The organism is Loigolactobacillus jiayinensis (assembly GCF_003946445.1).
In the GTDB taxonomy this organism is placed as follows: Bacteria; Bacillota; Bacilli; order Lactobacillales; family Lactobacillaceae; genus Loigolactobacillus; species Loigolactobacillus jiayinensis.
This window is the reverse complement of sequence record NZ_RHOF01000067.1, coordinates 1-16,929: the sequence shown is the minus strand read 5'-3', so window position 1 is coordinate 16,929 and position 16,929 is coordinate 1. Positions and strand designations below refer to the sequence as shown.

Annotated in this window: 15 protein-coding genes; 5 read left to right on the top strand and 10 right to left on the bottom strand. The window is 45.3% G+C overall.

Features of this window, described 5'->3' with window-relative positions:
• Nucleotides 1–213 precede the first annotated feature (213 nt).
• The 4 genes from EKM80_RS13100 to EKM80_RS13085 all read right to left on the bottom strand — a co-directional run bounded on the left by EKM80_RS13100 (nt 214) and on the right by EKM80_RS13085 (nt 3,146).
• Nucleotides 214–1,395, bottom strand: a complete 1,182-nt coding sequence (locus EKM80_RS13100; RefSeq protein WP_125553932.1) for a nitrate/nitrite transporter — start codon at nt 1,393–1,395, stop codon at nt 214–216.
• 3 nt (nt 1,396–1,398) lie between these two features.
• Nucleotides 1,399–2,394 carry a GTP 3',8-cyclase MoaA gene (gene moaA / locus EKM80_RS13095; RefSeq protein WP_125553930.1) on the bottom strand — a complete coding sequence of 332 codons (996 nt, stop codon included), beginning with the start codon at nt 2,392–2,394 and terminating at the stop codon, nt 1,399–1,401.
• Nucleotides 2,395–2,494: 100 nt separating this feature from the next.
• Entirely contained in the window at nt 2,495–2,743 is a 249-nt protein-coding gene (locus tag EKM80_RS13090) for a MoaD/ThiS family protein (protein ID WP_225418889.1), read from the bottom strand.
• Entirely contained in the window at nt 2,727–3,146 is a 420-nt protein-coding gene (locus EKM80_RS13085) for a molybdenum cofactor biosynthesis protein MoaE (RefSeq protein ID WP_125553926.1), read from the bottom strand. The genes EKM80_RS13090 and EKM80_RS13085 overlap by 17 nt, the downstream gene beginning before the upstream one ends.
• A gap of 194 nt (nt 3,147–3,340) precedes the next feature.
• Between EKM80_RS13085 and EKM80_RS13080 the strand changes: the two genes are divergently transcribed.
• The 3 genes from EKM80_RS13080 to EKM80_RS13070 all read left to right on the top strand — a co-directional run bounded on the left by EKM80_RS13080 (nt 3,341) and on the right by EKM80_RS13070 (nt 6,297).
• Nucleotides 3,341–4,339 carry a FecCD family ABC transporter permease gene (locus tag EKM80_RS13080; protein ID WP_164509567.1) on the top strand — a complete coding sequence of 333 codons (999 nt, stop codon included), beginning with the start codon at nt 3,341–3,343 and terminating at the stop codon, nt 4,337–4,339.
• A complete protein-coding gene (locus EKM80_RS13075; protein WP_125553922.1) occupies nt 4,336–5,139 on the top strand; it encodes an ABC transporter ATP-binding protein in 804 nt (267 codons plus the stop codon). Before EKM80_RS13080 ends, EKM80_RS13075 begins: the two co-directional genes overlap by 4 nt.
• A 117-nt stretch (nt 5,140–5,256) precedes the next feature.
• Nucleotides 5,257–6,297 carry an ABC transporter substrate-binding protein gene (locus tag EKM80_RS13070; protein ID WP_125553920.1) on the top strand — a complete coding sequence of 347 codons (1,041 nt, stop codon included), beginning with the start codon at nt 5,257–5,259 and terminating at the stop codon, nt 6,295–6,297.
• 47 nt (nt 6,298–6,344) lie between these two features.
• Here the strand turns inward: EKM80_RS13070 and EKM80_RS13065 are convergent, their stop codons facing one another.
• From EKM80_RS13065 to ppdK, 5 genes are all read right to left on the bottom strand, one after another.
• On the bottom strand, nt 6,345–6,953 hold the full coding sequence (locus EKM80_RS13065; RefSeq protein WP_125553918.1) for an SGNH/GDSL hydrolase family protein: 609 nt from the start codon (nt 6,951–6,953) through the stop codon (nt 6,345–6,347).
• A gap of 54 nt (nt 6,954–7,007) precedes the next feature.
• The gene (locus EKM80_RS13060; RefSeq protein WP_125553916.1) at nt 7,008–7,943 is read right to left on the bottom strand and encodes a Dyp-type peroxidase; all 936 of its coding nucleotides are present in this window, start codon (nt 7,941–7,943) and stop codon (nt 7,008–7,010) included.
• Nucleotides 7,944–8,135: 192 nt separating this feature from the next.
• On the bottom strand, nt 8,136–8,918 hold the full coding sequence (locus tag EKM80_RS13055; protein ID WP_125553914.1) for a pyruvate, water dikinase regulatory protein: 783 nt from the start codon (nt 8,916–8,918) through the stop codon (nt 8,136–8,138).
• 57 nt (nt 8,919–8,975) lie between these two features.
• On the bottom strand, nt 8,976–9,608 hold the full coding sequence (locus EKM80_RS13050; protein WP_225418888.1) for a helix-turn-helix transcriptional regulator: 633 nt from the start codon (nt 9,606–9,608) through the stop codon (nt 8,976–8,978).
• Between the two features lie 71 nt (nt 9,609–9,679).
• A complete protein-coding gene (gene ppdK / locus EKM80_RS13045) occupies nt 9,680–12,328 on the bottom strand; it encodes a pyruvate, phosphate dikinase (protein ID WP_125553910.1) in 2,649 nt (882 codons plus the stop codon).
• A gap of 264 nt (nt 12,329–12,592) precedes the next feature.
• Here ppdK and greA point away from each other — a divergent pair, with 264 nt between their 5' ends.
• Nucleotides 12,593–13,057, top strand: coding sequence for a transcription elongation factor GreA (gene greA, locus EKM80_RS13040; protein WP_125553908.1), 465 nt, complete (start codon nt 12,593–12,595; stop codon nt 13,055–13,057).
• Between the two features lie 269 nt (nt 13,058–13,326).
• Here greA and EKM80_RS13035 read toward each other — a convergent pair whose 3' ends face one another.
• Nucleotides 13,327–14,649, bottom strand: a complete 1,323-nt coding sequence (locus EKM80_RS13035) for an MATE family efflux transporter (RefSeq protein WP_225418887.1) — start codon at nt 14,647–14,649, stop codon at nt 13,327–13,329.
• Nucleotides 14,650–14,989: 340 nt separating this feature from the next.
• Here EKM80_RS13035 and EKM80_RS13030 point away from each other — a divergent pair, with 340 nt between their 5' ends.
• Entirely contained in the window at nt 14,990–16,879 is a 1,890-nt protein-coding gene (locus tag EKM80_RS13030; RefSeq protein ID WP_125553904.1) for a heavy metal translocating P-type ATPase, read from the top strand.
• Nucleotides 16,880–16,929 lie beyond the last annotated feature (50 nt).

Genomic DNA, 16,929 nt, shown 5'->3' with positions numbered 1-16,929 from the left:
ATGATACCGCGATTATTGGCCGATTCATATCCGGTCTGTTATTAGGTGCTTACTGTTTTTCATTACGCAACTCAATTAATTTTATACCATTTAGGCCAATAAAAAAACACCAAGCTAAGCCTACTATTTCCATTATTTTGCTACTACAAACAATGAAAAAGTGCCTAACTTGATGTAAATTTTATGTTACTGGCTTAAATCAAAGTGTCCTAATTATTGCACAATATGCGAGCCGCCACGAATAAATTGACGGTAAAGGACAAACCAACAGAGAATGGCAAATATTGCGAGTAACCAGAAACCACCCGCATAGCTCCCTGTCATCTGTTTTAAGCTGCCTAACAGAATTGGTGGGAAGTAACCGCCTAAGCCGCCAATTGCGCCGACAAAGCCAGTTACAGCCCCAGTATTACCTTTAGACACGTACGGCACCATCTTGAAAATAATACCGTTCCCTAGTCCGGCAATCACACCGATCAAGACTAACCCAGTAACAAATGGCGAAATACCACTTAAGGTCAAGCCCATTTCTACAGCAAAAACGCCGATGCCAATCATGACCCACTGCAATAATTGCATTGGCCGTAAATGATCGGACAACACGCCACCGATTGGACGAACTAACGTACACAATGCACCAAAAGCAGCCGCAAACATCCCGGCATTGATTGGATTCATTTTGAATAAGCCGTTCAACAAAGTAGGCGTTAGGTTACTAAATGACATAAATAAACCAAACGTTAACGCATAAAATAAAGATAAGTACCAAGTGTTAGCGTCTTTAGCAACTGCTAACGAGCCCTTGAGCGTTTTAGTTTTATCGACTGGCATTTCCTTACATAACACAATGAATAAAACAATCAATACAAGTAAAACGCCGATCAGCACATTGTAAACCATACTGAAATCCCATTTAGCGGCGATTCGCGGTAAGGTCAAAGCCGAAATGGCATTACCAATATTACCAAGGCTGGCAATTCCTAACACCAAGCCTTGTCGCTCTGGTGGGAACCAGACGGAAACGTATGAAATCCCGACAGCAAAGGACGTACCACTCATCCCTAGCAATAAGGCAACAATTAATAGCAGACCAAACGAATGTACTCGTGGTACTAAGAATAAGGGAATTAGAACAAAAATCATTAAAGCAATATAAACTTTTTTACCACCATAACGATCACTGAGAATACCCACGGGAATCCGCATAATTGATCCCAATAAGACTGGTGTCGCTAAAAGTAATGTCTTTTGCGACTCAGACAAATGGAACGTGGTCGTTATTTGTGCCGCCAGTGGTGCAAAGCTTGACCAAGCCATGAAACAGCCAGCCATGGCCAAAGTCCCCATGATCAGTGCAATGATCGCACTAGATTTGGAGCTCGCTTCTTTCTGCATAATTTAACCTCCAATTTGACTCATATGACGCCATGTTGGGGCTTTGTTGACCACCTTATCCGCATCGGCCATTGCCATTTCGTGGTTCAATGGCTTGTTGTCCAATGCCTTTTGGATCAGGCGTTGAAATTCCTCCTTATCTGGAATCGCTTGACGAATATTGATTTCTTCATCCCAGTATAGGCAAGCTTTTAAATAACCATCAGGCGTGATCCGCAGGCGATTGCAGGTCTCGCAAAATTTATTACTAATAGGGTGGATCAAACCAAAACTCCCTACAGCGTCCTTAATTTTGAAATTCTCAGATGGGCCGTTACCCGTTAATTCGATTGGTTTATAATCAAGCCCATTTTCATCGCAAATATCGAATACATTCTTCAAACCAACGTATTCTTTTTGCCATGTTTTTAGTGGATTACCGATTGGCATAAATTCGATGAACCGAATATTGACATTATGATCACGGGTATAGTTCAAAAATTCAAGCAATTCGTCATCGTTTTGTCCCTTGATCACTACTACATTCAACTTGATCATAAAGCCAAGCTCAGCAGCGACTTCAATGCCTTTCAATACTTGCTTAATATTACCACCACGAGTGATTTTTTTGTAGCGTTCCGCATCGAAGGTGTCCAAGCTAATATTCAAGCGCTGTAAGCCGGCTTCCTTCAAGGCTGCCGCTTTGCGTGGTAAATACAACCCATTCGTGGTAGCCGAGATATCGTCAATACCGGGAATTTCATGAACACGGCGCACAATATCAACGACATCACTACGTAATAGTGGTTCACCACCAGTGAAACGAACTTTAGAAATCCCCATTTCCGCAAAGTTTTCCACCATTTGAACAATTTCATCCTGAGATAAAACTCGTTCAGTTGGGAAAAATGGCAAGCCTTCCTTTGGCATACAATAAACACAACGTAACGGACAACGATCCGTGATTGAGATCCGAATATAGTTATGCAAACGATCGTAGCGGTCGTATAATTGTTTCATGAAAAATTCCTCCTTATCATTGTTAACGGTGGCCTAGTGCCATCATTAAGTGTAAATGTGTTTGTAAAAGCTTATACTGCCGCTTTGCAAACACGCTATGTTAACCACCACTAACTGGTGGAATTAAGGCAATTTCGGATACTTCGTCAGGGGCAAAATGCTCCTCACTCACAAATGTTTGATTAATGGCGACAAGACAATCAGCTAGAACAGCTGCAGTCTGGGGAAATTGTGCCTGTAATGCGGCCTTGACCGTAGCGGCTGTAATTGGTGTCGCAATCGATAATTCGACTTCACTACGGCCAATTTGTTCAGCTAAAATTGCAAATAACTTAACGTTGAACATCATTCGGACCTCCCCAGCGGATTTTGTCAGTATCGTACTCTTTCTTCCAAATTGGCACTTGCTTTTTGACAGTATCGATCAGGTACTCGCACCACTTAAATGCTTCGCCGCGATGTGCTGCTGCTACGCCCACAAAAACTGCCTCATCAGTCAGCTCTAAATGGCCGACACGATGGACGATAATAACGTTAGCACCCTTGGCTTCAACTTCAACGGCTAATTTAGTCAGCTCTTTAACGGCCATTTCCGTATAAGCAGTGTAGTCAAGTGATGTCGTCTCCACATCGTCAGTCCATTGGCGAACTGTGCCAATGAAGGTGACGATCCCGCCAAATTGTGGCGCTTTTAGCTTTTCATACAGCGCGTTTACATCTAGTGGTTGCGCTGCGATGGCAACATAATGCACGGCGTTTCCCTCACTTCTATCATTCAATCAAGAATGTGCGAATTTTATCATTTGTTACGCTTAGTATGACAGACGCTTACACAAATTTAAATTAGTCAATTCCCTAATAAGTCGGCGCCTTTTTAAATGGTATACTTTCAATGGAGCAACTGTAACGAAAGGAGGTCAAAATCATTCGTAAACCAGCGTTAAAAATTAATCAGCATCTATTCGGCTTAAGCGTCGCGCTATTAATTTTTGTCGCCTTCGTTGCATTGGGCGCCGGCCGCTACCCGCTGGCACCCAGCACAATTCTGCATTTCATCTTGCATCCATTACATTTAGCACCGGCAGTGGATGCGACTAGCCAACAAGTTCTGCTCGAATTACGTTTGCCGCGGATCATTGCGGCAGCGACGATTGGCGCGGCACTAGCCATTTCTGGGACTGCCTTTCAGGCAATTTTCCACAATCCGTTGGTATCCCCTGACTTACTCGGTGTGTCAAATGGGGCCGCAGCCGGAGCCGCATTAGCAATTCTGCTCGGTTATCATTCAGCAGGCATCCAAGTCAGTGCCTTTATCGGTGGCTTGTTGGCAGTTAGTGCAGCGCTCACAATTCAGCGTTTACTGCACACGCGCGGCAGTCTGACTCTGGTACTAGCCGGCATCATTATCAGCGGCTTCATGCAAGCTGTGATCGGCCTAATGAAATATATGGCCGACCCTGATCAGCAATTGCCTAGCATCACTTATTGGCAGCTAGGGAGCCTAGAAAAAGTCACCTTGACTAATTTAGGTTTAAATCTGCCGACATTGCTAATTGCCGGTGTCGTACTTTATGCGTTGCGTTGGCGGCTAAACTTACTGAGCTTAAATCAATTAGAAGCAACCACGCTTGGCGCCAATTTACGCTTAGAACAGGGCATCGTTATTTTATGTGCCACGATACTCACAGCTAGTGCGGTTTGCCTTAGTGGCACGATTGGCTGGATCGGCTTAGTGATCCCACACGCCGCACGTTTAGTGAACGGGCAGAATAATGCTAAATCCTTGCCGCTTGCCGCTATTTTCGGGGCTATTTTCTTGTTACTACTGGACACATTGGCACGTACCGTCAGTGCTGGCGAGATTCCATTAGGGATCTTAACCGGTTTTATCGGCACCCCATTATTCGTCTGGCTATTATTGAAGAAACGAGTGACTATCTCATGACCACCTTAATTGCCAAGGAGCTAAGTTTCGCCTATCAAAAAACACCATTATTCAACCAAATCAATTTTGAATTACATAGTGGTCAGATTCATTGTATCCTTGGGCCAAATGGGGTTGGTAAATCGACGCTGCTCAATTGCTTAGCCGGTGTTTATCAGCCTACACACGGTGCCGTCATGCTAGATGATCACCCATTGACTAAAGTTACTCCCGCTGCACGAGCACGTAAAATTGCGTACGTGCCCCAAATGAGCAGTGAACGTACACCAGTTGCTTTTAGCCTGCGTGACTATGTGTTATTAGGTCGCGCCCCTTATCTTGGCTTGCTTGCCGCGCCACGTCAAAGCGATATCGAGCAAGCTAATAAATTACTAAAACGCTTTGGTCTCGCCGACCGTGCCGACAATAGTTATTCGGCAGTTAGCGGCGGCCAACAGCAACTGGCTAGTATTGTCCGTGCCTTACTACAGGAACCAGCACTAATTATTTTCGATGAGCCTACCTCTGCCTTAGATGTGGCCAATCAGGTGCGTGTCTTGCAATTAATCCGCCAGTTAGCGCACGACGGTTATGGTATCGTACTAACCACCCATGATCCGAATCAAGCACTATTACTAAATGATCAGGTCAGTACGTTAGCCCAGGACGGTCAATGGCATAGCGGCGCCGCAGCTGAAATCTTAACTAGTGAAAATCTCAGTCAAGTATATCAACTGCCGCTCCAAGTCGTTGAACTGCCCGAAAGCCACCAAAAAACTTGTATCGTTGATTCAACCACATTTAGAAACCTAGAAACATAGCAAGCGCAGAAATCTGCCTTTCCAACCACGTTTACTAGAGTGTGTTGGAGAGGCACTAAGCTTTATTCCTAAATGTGAAAAAGTTTCAAGGCAGATTATCGTTAAAGGGAGATCATCATGAAAATATGGAAAAAATGGGCCGTCACACTTGGTTTAGTTCTGACGACAACCCTAGTCGCAACCGCACCGACACAAGCTGCCAGTACCCATAATGTTACTGACTTAACCGGTAAAACCGTTCAGATCCCCAAAAAAGTAACCCGCGTTGCTGATTTGTGGCACGCCAACAATCAAGTTGTTTTATTACTAAACGGTCAGAAAAAGCTCGTTGCAACCACTGATACGATTAAACAAATGCCTTGGTTCACCAAAGTTTTTCCAGCAATCAAGACTGTCACATCCCCATTCAGCGGTGATGACTTACAAACCGAGGAGTTATTGAAACTTAAGCCTGATGTTGTGTTGACGGCCGATGCGGCCCAAGCGGAACAAGCCACTAAAGCCGGTATTCCTGCAGTTAATTTAATGTATCAAAACTTTGCTGGTTTGAAAAAATCAGTCAAAGTCACTGCACAAGTCCTTGATGGCAAAGCGCCTAGCATCGCCAAAACGTACACGAAAGAATTAAATGGCAATATCAATTACGTGGCCAATCATTTAAAGAAAACCACGAAAAAGCCTAAAGTCCTGCATATTGTCAATTCGCAGGATCTATTAAAAGTCGATGGCCGTGATACGATCGTCAATGAGTGGATCAAGTTAAGCGGCGGCCAGAACGCGTTAACAGCTAAAGGTAATATGATTGCGGTTACCGCTGAACAAGTTGTCGCCGCTAATCCTGATGTGATTATTGTCGGTAGCACTACTAGTAAAGCTGCGCTGAAAACTTTACGCGCTGATTCCCGTTTTGCCAACCTAAAAGCGGTCAAAGCTGGCCGTGTTTACGGCAATCCCCAAGGAACCTTTGCCTGGGATCGTTATAGTGCTGAGGAGTCTTTGCAAGTCCTGTGGGCAGCTAAGAAGCTGCACCCTACGCAATTCAAGTCGCTTAATATGACGGAAAAGACTCAGCAATTTTACTTAAAGTACTATCATTATAATTTAAGTAAAGCTGCCGCTAACCGGATTTTAGCTGGAGAAAAGCCAGCAACTGATTAAATTAACCAGAGCCAGCAACGCTAATAACGTTGGCTGGCTTTTTTTGTCTAAACTTGCGCCCGCACGAAATCATCAATCAAGTGGGCAATTGCCAGCTGCCCAGCATCATTGGGGTGGAGCGTATCCAGGCTGTATTGTGCCGCCATTTGTGGATCCGCGAAGTTTAGCCAACTATGATACAAGCTTAAGTGTGGCACCCCATAAGCCGCGGTCACTTCAGCAATTGCCGCTTCATAATCAGCTTGCTGTAAGCCCAGCTGATTGACTGGCGGGAAAAAAGCATTGCCGATACGCACATGAGAAATGAAGTAAACGGCGGCGTCTGGATGTGCCTGTAAAACGCGCACCAATAGCTGATCTAGCGCACCGTAAAAAGTAGTTGGCGCAGTATCACCGAGCTGTCCCAACGGCTGACTGCGACCAAGATCATTGATACCACCGTATAGTGTTATCGTGTCGCAACCAGCTGGAATCAGCTGGCAAAATTGCGCCATTGAGTCAAATTCAGCGCTAACGGTCGCACCAGAAACTGCCAATACGCTCGTTTTGGTGAGTTGCCACCACTCGGCTAACCAGTCGTAGTACCATTTTGCCACCAATTGATTACGGCGGTCCGTGATACTGTCACCAAGTGCACAATAATATTGTGTTTGCATAATTATCCTTTCTAAAAAAGGCAGCTAACTTACGCTAGCCGCCTTCATTATCACTTATAATTCGTCATCGGCAATTTTAGCCAGCACCGTTTTGGACGGTACAAAGAACACTTCGCCAGTGATCGGCGTGCTGAAATCTAATAAGCGGTCACTATTAGTCAGCATACTGGTCAACATCCGCTTAGTGATTGCCCATTCGCGCGCGTAACCAATGAAATACGTACCAGTAACACCTTGATCAGAGTACGGCACGTTCATGCGAACGATTTTATGTTCAACGCCATTTTCGTTATCCTGCGATACCACGTTATGCGCGTTTTTCAATTTTTCGTCGTCTGGTAATTCTTTATCGGAGAATTTACGCCGGCCAATGGCTTTTTCCTGATCTTCAGTTTTCAGCGCTTTCCATGCGTCCATATTATGGATATACTTCTGGGCAAACGCGTAAGAGCCGTTGATGAATTCTGGATCTTCTTCGCCGATCAACGCGTAATCAGCGCCTTCCACTGTTGCTGGATTTTCCGTACCGTCAACAAAACCAATAATTGCGCGACCTTCAAAATAGCGGAAACCGTGTGTTTCATCTAAAACAGTCGTCGCTGCTTGAATAAAGCTGCCGAGCTGATCCATCACTTCATAGGTGATTGCCGCGGTTTGTGCGCGAACGTGGAAAAAGAGATCGCCACCGGTCGCAGGCGCTACGTATTTAGGCCCTTCAATTGTCGTGAAAGTTTCTAACTCCTTTGGCCGTGGTGCGTTAGGGAATAAATAGGTCCACGCCGCCGCGCTTAAACCAAAGGAAATACTCAAACGGCCTTCAGGATAGCGAATGACCATACTATTGATCACCGACTGCATATTTTCAGCGAGATCTTGAATAGCTGCTAATTCAGCAGCTTGATCATCGCGTTTTAACAATAAAGTTTGAAAAATAATATTTTCGCCGGCATCCTTATACACGGCTTGGGCATCACGGACATCAATGGGCATGGTGATTCCTTCTTTCTGACCAATAATGGTTATCTGTTTAGATTGATTCTAACATACACAGTATACGTGATGCGGTTAATTTTGTAAAAACAATTCGCTTATCGTTAGAAAAAAATAGGGCTGTGACATATGTAAAATTATGTCGCAGTCCATTTTAGTTGCCGAACATTATCGTTTAAACGTGTACCATCTTTAGCGCTGCATGATCAGGGCCGCGGTCTCTTCCACAGAACGTTCTGTGGTGTCGATGGGTGTGATCTGTAATTTAGCGAAAATTTCGGTAGCGTAGGCCAGCTCTTTTTCAATGGCGGTCACGTCAGTATAGTAATTGTCTGCGGTTAACCCCATCGCGGTCATCCGCGTTTGTCGTACTTTTTGTAGCCGCTGCGGACTGATCGTCAAGCCGACTAATTTTTCCTTAGGTAGCTGATAAACAGCTGCAACCAATGGATTGTCTGGCAATAGCGGAATGTTGGCCACCTTGAGTCGTTGATCCGCTAAGTACAAGCTAACTGGCGTTTTCGATGTCCGCGAAACACCAAGAATAACTAAGTCGGCTTTAGCCAAGCTTTGTAACCCTTGGCCGTCATCGTGAGCCACCGCAAAATCCAGTGCCGCTACTTTTTTGAAATAATCTGCGTTGATCGTGTGCAACATCCCCGGCCGTTCCAAAGGCGCCGTGCCTGTTTGTTCGGTGATCACTTGCAGTAGCGGTGACATATAGTCAATTAATTGTAGCTCGTTTTGTTGCGCAAAGTTTGTTGCCCACGCGGCTAATTTAGCCGCTACAAACGTTGTCGCCACCACGGCTTTTTCCGCCACCGCATCCTGCATGATCGGTGCTAATTCAGCAACCGTCGTCACAAATGGATACGTCCGCACTACTGGTTTTAGTTGTGGATATTGCAGCAAAGTTGCCTGCACCACTTGTTGTGCTGTCTCCCCAACAGCATCCGAAATAATGTAAATAATCACAACGCCACTTCCTTACTCCAAAAATTAGCTTAGCCTATATTTTTATATCCGCCACGTTTAAACGCGCTCTTGCTCGAATTTCAATCCTTGCTCAACAAAATAAGTCATTAATCGTGTTTTAGTGATCTTGCCCACAATTTTTTGCGTTTCTGCGGCTAGCACCGGTAATGAATCGACTTGGTGCTCCTTTAATAGATAGCCGGCGTCCAAAATGCGTACATCTGGCGTGGTGGTAACCACATTCGGCATCCGCGTCATGATCAAGGAGGCGTAGTTTTGCTGTAGATCACCGCCGCTAATTGTGCTACGCAGTAAGTCTTTACGCGAGATCACGCCTAGTAGTTGCTGCTGCTCATCCGCTACGTACAGCGAGCCCACATCATTCATGAACATGCTGGTGATTGCATCCTGCACTGTCATCGTTGGCTTGATCAGCACTGGGGTCAACATGATCGTCGCAATTGGCGCTTCGTATAGCGCTGCAAACGATAAATTAGCCACCTGCTGGCCCGCATAAAAATACCCGACTTTTGGCCTGGCGTCCAGCATACCTGTCATCGTCAAAATCGAGAAATCGTTCCGCAAAGTTGGCCGCGTTAAATTCAAGTGCGCGGCAATTTTCGCCCCACTAATTGGTTGCTCGCGTTTAACGATTGCTATTATTTCTCGTTGTCGTTTAGTAAATTCCACGGCCAGCGCCATCCTTCATCATTTTAAACGTGTCTTTTCTGCGATACGCTTAGTTTCAGTATACCCGAATTTTAGCGCGCCTGCACAGTCGCTTTACTTGCTTGATAATTGCGCTGTAAGGTGGCTTGAGCACTAGCTAAAATTGCGCTTGGTACTCGGAATGGTGACACAGAAACATAGTCGATACCGATTGAAGCAAAATACCGAATCGAAGCAGGGTCACCGCCCAGCTCACCACAAACACCGATTGGTAATGAACGCCGCGCATAACGGCCCTTATCTACGGCCATTTTCATTAACTTACCAACGCCTTCAACATCCAGTGTTTTAAATGGGTCAGCCTTTAAAATGCCTTGATCCAAATATGTTGGTAGGAAACTACCGATGTCATCCCGGGAATAACCGAAAGTTAATTGCGTCAAATCATTGGTGCCAAAACTAAAGAAGTCAGCACTTTGCGCCAATTGATCCGCAATCAGGCATGCCCGTGGCATTTCGATCATAATACCAATTTGGTAATGCAATGGTGTGTGCGCTGCGGCCAGCAATGCGTTAATTTTAGCGACCAACCGCGCTTTTAACCATTTTAATTCTGGCAGTGTATCGATCAATGGTACCATAATATGCGGTTTAACCGGTACACCTTCGCGCTTTAAGCGCAACGCAGCATTGACGATGGCCGTAACTTGCATTTCATAAATATCTGGGTAAGTTACCGCTAAGCGGCAGCCGCGATGGCCAAGCATTGGGTTAGCTTCATGCAACACTGCCACCCGCTTTTCCAGCGCGCTGACTGACATGTTCAGCGCGTCCGCCACCCGCGCCATCTCCTTTGCATCATGCGGTAAAAATTCATGCAATGGTGGATCCAATAAGCGAATCGTCACCGTTTTGCCTTGGGCCAAGCGGTAAATCTGGTAGAAGTCCTCGGTCTGCAATTCTTGCAGTTCAGCTAATGGTTCAACCCGATCAAGCGCCGTGCCAGCGATGATCAAGCGCCGCATTTTCAACAGCCGATCACTTTTGAAAAACATGTGCTCGGTCCGAGTCAGGCCAATACCATTGGCGCCAAATGACAATGCTTGAGCAAAATCGTTGGCAGTATCAGCGTTGGCGTAAACATCCATTTGGCCGATTTCTTTCGCCCAACTTAACAAAGTTTGTAAATTTTGATCTTGCGTTGCTTGAGTGGCAGTCAGCACACCGGCATACACTTGCCCAGAAGCGCCATCAACGGATAATTCACTCCCTTCACCATAGACAGTGCCGTTAATGGTAACCTGTTGTTTTTGTTGATCAACAATTAAATGTTCACAACCGACCACGCCACATTTACCCATACCGCGCGCAACCACTGCTGCGTGGGAGGTCATGCCACCACGAGAAGTCACGATGGCTTCGCTGACTACCATGCCTTCAATGTCTTCAGGTGACGTATCCTGCCGAACCAAAATCACTTGTTCGCCCGCTTCATGCGCCGCTTTAGCACTCGGTGCGGTGAAATAAATTTTGCCGCTAGCTGCGCCTGGACTGGCCGGTAAACCTTTAGTCAATGGTTTATGTGCCGCTAAAGTAGCCGCTGCAAATTCAGGGTGCAATAAATTACTAACTTGTTCCGGATCAACCCGCAATAAGGCGGTATTACGATCAATCAAGCCTTCACCAACTTGGTCAACCGCAATTTTAACGGCAGCTTTTGCCGTTCGTTTGCCACTGCGCGTTTGTAGGAAATACAATTTTCCGTGTTCCAACGTAAATTCCACATCCTGCATATCATGATAATGCTTTTCCAATTTCGCGACTGCCGTCAAAAACTGTTGGTAAGCTTGCGGCGCCATTTCCGCCATGGTTGGTAATCCTTGCGGCGTGCGCACACCAGAAACAACGTCTTCGCCTTGGGCATTTTGTAAAAATTCGCCAAATATTTTGTGTTTCCCAGTGACAGGATCGCGGGTAAAGGCGACGCCGGTCCCACTATCGGCACCACTATTGCCAAAGACCATCGCCTGAACATTAACGGCAGTCCCAATATTATTATCAATGTGATGTAATTCGCGGTAAACTTGCGCCCGCGGATTTTGCCATGAAGTAAAGACTGCTGCCACTGCTAATTCAAGTTGTTCTTGTGGTGACTGTGGAAAAGCGCCATGACCAGACTCTAAGTATAATTCTTGGAATCGAGTTGCGACTGCCTTTAAATCAGCCGCAGTCATATCCAAGTCAGTACGGTAGCCATTGCGCCGCTTATAATTTGCTAATACGCTTTCAAAAGTTTGCTCAGGAATACCGTAAACCACGTTGCCAAACATTTGCAGCAAGCGGCGGTAACAGTCCCACGCAAAGCGTTCATTTTGTGTTTGTTCAGCTAAGCCGATCACGGTTTGATCGTTTAAGCCTAAATTTAAAATAGTATCCATCATCCCTGGCATTGAAATCGCCGCACCGCTACGTACAGAAACCAATAACGGTGTCGCCACAGAATTGAATTGCTTCTCAGTTATTTCTTCGAGCTGACCTAACGCTTGCGCAATTTCTGCCCGCAATTCAGCCGAAAGTTGATTTTGATTTTTTTCATAATCGTGACATGCAACTGTTGAAATCGTAAACCCCTGTGGTACTGGTAAACCTAAATGCGTCATTTCCGCTAAATTGGCTCCTTTACCGCCAAGTAGTGAACGCATATCCCGTCGACCTTCGTTGAAGAAATAGATTTGTTGCATACTGATAGCCACCTTTTTTATTTATTAGTACGTCATTAAATATATATGACATACTAATAAAATGCAAGCGTTTTTAGCTCAATCGGTTTTAGCACTTTATATAAAACGTTTTCAAAAAAAGTTGGAATTCAGCTTAGCCGCGACCTACTCTACTTTCCGGTAGCTAACCGTCGCACCAAAAATTTTTCTTATTTTTTTAATCACTGTCGCACTTTCTTACCCGCTAAAATTGTGGTACAACTAAAACAAAAAACGGAGGCAAGTATGCAACCTTATTTCAACAAAATGACCCAAAATGGCCACGATCAAATCACCGCCGAAATCGATCAATTACAGCAGGAAAAGCCCCACCGCATTAAAGTTTTACAGGCAGCCCGCGCGTTAGGTGATTTATCGGAAAACGCCGAATACAGCTCAGCCAAGCGTGATCTGCGCCACTTAGAAAGCCGCATGCGCTATTTAAACAAACAATTACAGTACGCCCAAATTATGACACCAAAAACTGACGGTACCGTCGATATCGGCAACACCGTCACCTTAGAATTTCTCGACGATCATGACCAAGTCACCTATCAATTGGTTGGCAAAGAGGAAGTTGACGTCACCGCCGGCAAAATTTCCACTGCCTCCCCACTCGGCCACGCCTTACGTGGCAAAAAAGCCGCCACAGTGATCACGGTCACCGCGCCGGAAACGACTTATCAAGTGAAAATTTTGCAAGTTAACTAAAGCGGCGTTGAAAAAGGGATTAGCTTCTGCATTATTTATAGTAGCGTTATCCTAGAGCAACTGAGCTTGATCGTTACTATCAAAAACATAAAAAAATAAAGCCGCGCAAACGCTATTAAATCAGCATTCTTCGCTTAGCTTTATTTTTTTGCAAAAAGGCGGGCCAAAAGTCGTTGCTCAACCGTATATTGAAGAGCAAATCAAACAGTATCTGTTTTTGAACTTAAGTCCTTACTTAAAGAACTTAACCCTAATTCAATTAAAATGCACTAAATCAACTTATTCCGATACCAGCGGTTGCCACGGAAACGATGCAGGTAAACGGTTGAGCGAATCGCCCATTCACAGGACATAACCACGAAGATCCCGAAAATACCATAACCGAGCACGATACCGACTAAATAACCAACACCGATTCGGAAGCTCCACATTGAGATCAGCGAAACCACGGTGGTGAATTTGGCATCGCCAGCAGCCCGTAACGCGGCCGGCAACACGAAACTGGAACTCCAAAAAACAGCGTGCATCACAATGATCACCAAATAAATATGGAAAATAATCGGAATTGTTGCTGGTGCAGGATTAAACAGCCGCATCCCCATTGAAAACAGCGGCAATAACCCGAGGTCGACCACTAAAAAGGCAATTGTGCCGAGCCCGAGAAACGATTTGGTCAGCTTTTTGGCATCACCGATATTATTGCGGCCGATACATTGACCGACAATTGGCACTAAGGCCACACTGAGCGCATTAGGAATAATTTCCGATAGTTGGATCCACGAGCTGGCAATCGCATTGGCCGCAATCATCGCTGTGCCTAAAGTAACGATCATCATTTGCATAATGATTTTGCCGCCGTTAAAGAAGGTAGATTCAGCCGCAAATGGCACACTGACTTTAAGTACCCGTTTGGTTTGACCCCAATTAACGTGGCGCAATGTTTTAAACTTCAACCCAAACAATGCTCGATTACGAAACAGCGTCCAAACCGCTAAAATGGCGATGCTGTAGCGGGAAATATTTAACGACAGTGTGAGCCCGAAAACACCGAGATGTAGATAGGTCACGAATAAGAAATTAAACAACAAGTAAACGGTGTTCATCAATAAAGACAGCTGCAGCGAGACCTTGGTGCGGTCAATTCCGCGCAAACAACCGTTGATGCCTTCAATCAGCGACTCACCCACATAACTGAACAAAATCCCGGTCATATAGATTCGTGCGCCAGCAATAACAGCGGGTGAGGCGGCGCCAAATAGCAAACCGAGCACCACATTATGTAATATCATAAATAAAATGGCAGCGGTGGTGGCGACTAAAACGGTGGCGTAAATACCGCCATTAACCACGTTACCGATCATTTTATAGTTTCTGCGACCATAATATTGGGCGATTAAAACAGTGCCCCCTAATGCAATTGAAGTGAATAATTGCACCAACAAAATATTAAGACTGCCAACAATATTAACCGCACTAATGGCCGCCGCGCCGGATGAACTGATCATGGCGGTATTAATGAAGTTAAAACCAATCAAGAAAAATTGATCGACCACCACTGGTAGCAATAGGCTAAAAACGGCGCGATAGGACATTTCCTCACCGGAAAAAAACTTTTTTAAAACAAGTACACATTTAGCTTTCAAACTGGTCAACACGCACGTCGCCTTCCCCATACTCGAATTTTATTCTGCTCTATTCATGATACCCGTGGCACCGGCTGAATTCAAAATAAGTTTTAATCTTTTTCAACAAACTTGCTAAAACTTGACCTTTATCAATTCGTACCTGCCGTCAAGCGCTTATAGTAGAGTCATCAAGTTGAACCAAGCAAGTTAAAAAAGGAGTCGGTTCAACGGTTGACGGCCTAGGAACGTCAGCCACTGAACCGCCAGCTTGAACAATCAACAGTAAAATTAAAAGGAGTGCGGGAAAATGAAATTTCAAAATTGGATTCAAAATCACATCAATCAAATCACGTTGATCACTGCCGTCTTAATCGTCTTAGGCTACGCCGGAAAGTTTGCTGGTAGCCAATTAACTTACAATGTCGTCTTAGCCGTTGCCTCAATTATTGCTGCAGTACCGATCATGCTTCACGCCTACCAAGCACTACGGGTCAAAGTCATCAGTATTGAACTGTTAGTTAGTATCGCCGTGATTGGTGCCTTCATCATCGGCGAATATAACGAATCCGCAATCGTTACCTTCTTATTCTTATTCGGTAGCTACTTGGAAGCACGAACGCTTTCCAAAACGCGTGAATCGATTAAATCCTTAACTGAAATGGCCCCAACTACTGCTACGTTAGTTCACGACGATGGCACCACTGAAGAAGTCGATGTCGATGATGTCGAAGAAGACGATATTGTCTTGGTTAAAACTGGCGCCTCTATCCCCGTCGACGGCGTTATCGTTGATGGCCATGGCTACACCGACGAATCCGCTGTAACCGGTGAATCACGGGAAATCACTAAACAAGTAGACGATGACGTGTTCTCTGGCACCATGTTAAGTGATGGCTATTTGAAAGTTCGGGCCACTAAAGTCGGCGACGACACAACATTTGCCAAAATTATTGAACTGGTTGAAGATGCGCAAGATACCAAGTCCCACGCTGAAAAGTTTATCGATCGTTTTGCTCAATACTACACCCCAGCCGTTCTTGTCATCGCGCTATTAGTCTTCATTTTCTCGCGTGACTTCAAGCTGGCCATCACGGTCTTAGTATTAGGTTGCCCTGGTGCCTTGGTTATCGGCGCACCGGTTTCTAACGTTGCCGGTATCGGTAATGGCGCCAAACGCGGCATCTTGATCAAAGGCGGCGACGCAATGGATACTTTCTCAAAAGTCGATACTTTCGTTTTCGATAAAACAGGTACATTGACTAAAGGCAATACCTCCGTCGCTAAAGTCAACAACTACGACTTACCAGTAGCTCAAGCATTTGCCTTTACCGCGAAGATCGAAAGCTTATCCGATCATCCGCTAGGCCGTGCTGTTGTGAGCTACGCTGATCAAAAAGATTACAGTTACCAAGCTTTAGCTATCACCGACAATCAAACCATTAAAGGACAAGGTCTTAGCGCCACAATTGACGGCCATGCGGTTTTAGCCGGTAACCATAAACTACTCGCTGCCAATAACGTTCATTTAAGCGCCAGCCAGCAGGAAGATCTAGCCGAATTGAAAACTACTGGCAGCTCGATCGTGCTGGTCGCTGTCGATGGCCAATTAGAATTAATGTTAGGTATCGCCGATATTATCCGCCCCGAAGTCGCTGCTGAATTGCAACAACTTCGTGAAAAAGGTGCTAAACATCTGGTTATGCTCACTGGTGATAACCAAGCTACTGCCGATTATGTTGCTAAAGAAGTCGGTATCGATGAAGTTCACGCTGAATTAATGCCTGAACAAAAAGTTGAATTCGTTAAACAGTTCCAGCAAGACGGTCGTACCGTTGCCTTCGTCGGTGATGGTATCAACGACAGCCCCTCACTAGCTACTGCTGACATCGGGATCGCCATGGGTAGCGGCACTGACGTCGCCATCGAAACTTCTGATGTTGTCCTAATGCAATCCAGCTTCCGCGCTTTGGTCCATGCTTACGGCTTAGCTAAAAAAACCGTACTCAACACCAAAGAAAACATCGTCATTGCCATCGGCGTCGTTGCCTTCTTACTACTAGGCTTAGTCGCCGGCTTCATCTACATGGCCAGTGGGATGTTCGTCCACGAAATCAGTATCCTAGTTGTTATCTTCAACGCTATGCGCTTGATCAACTACGGCCACAAAAAAGCTGAAACAGCAACCGAATTAGCGTAAGCAGTAAATAATCGACCGTATTCAAAAAGGCTGTCTTCTCATTTATATTT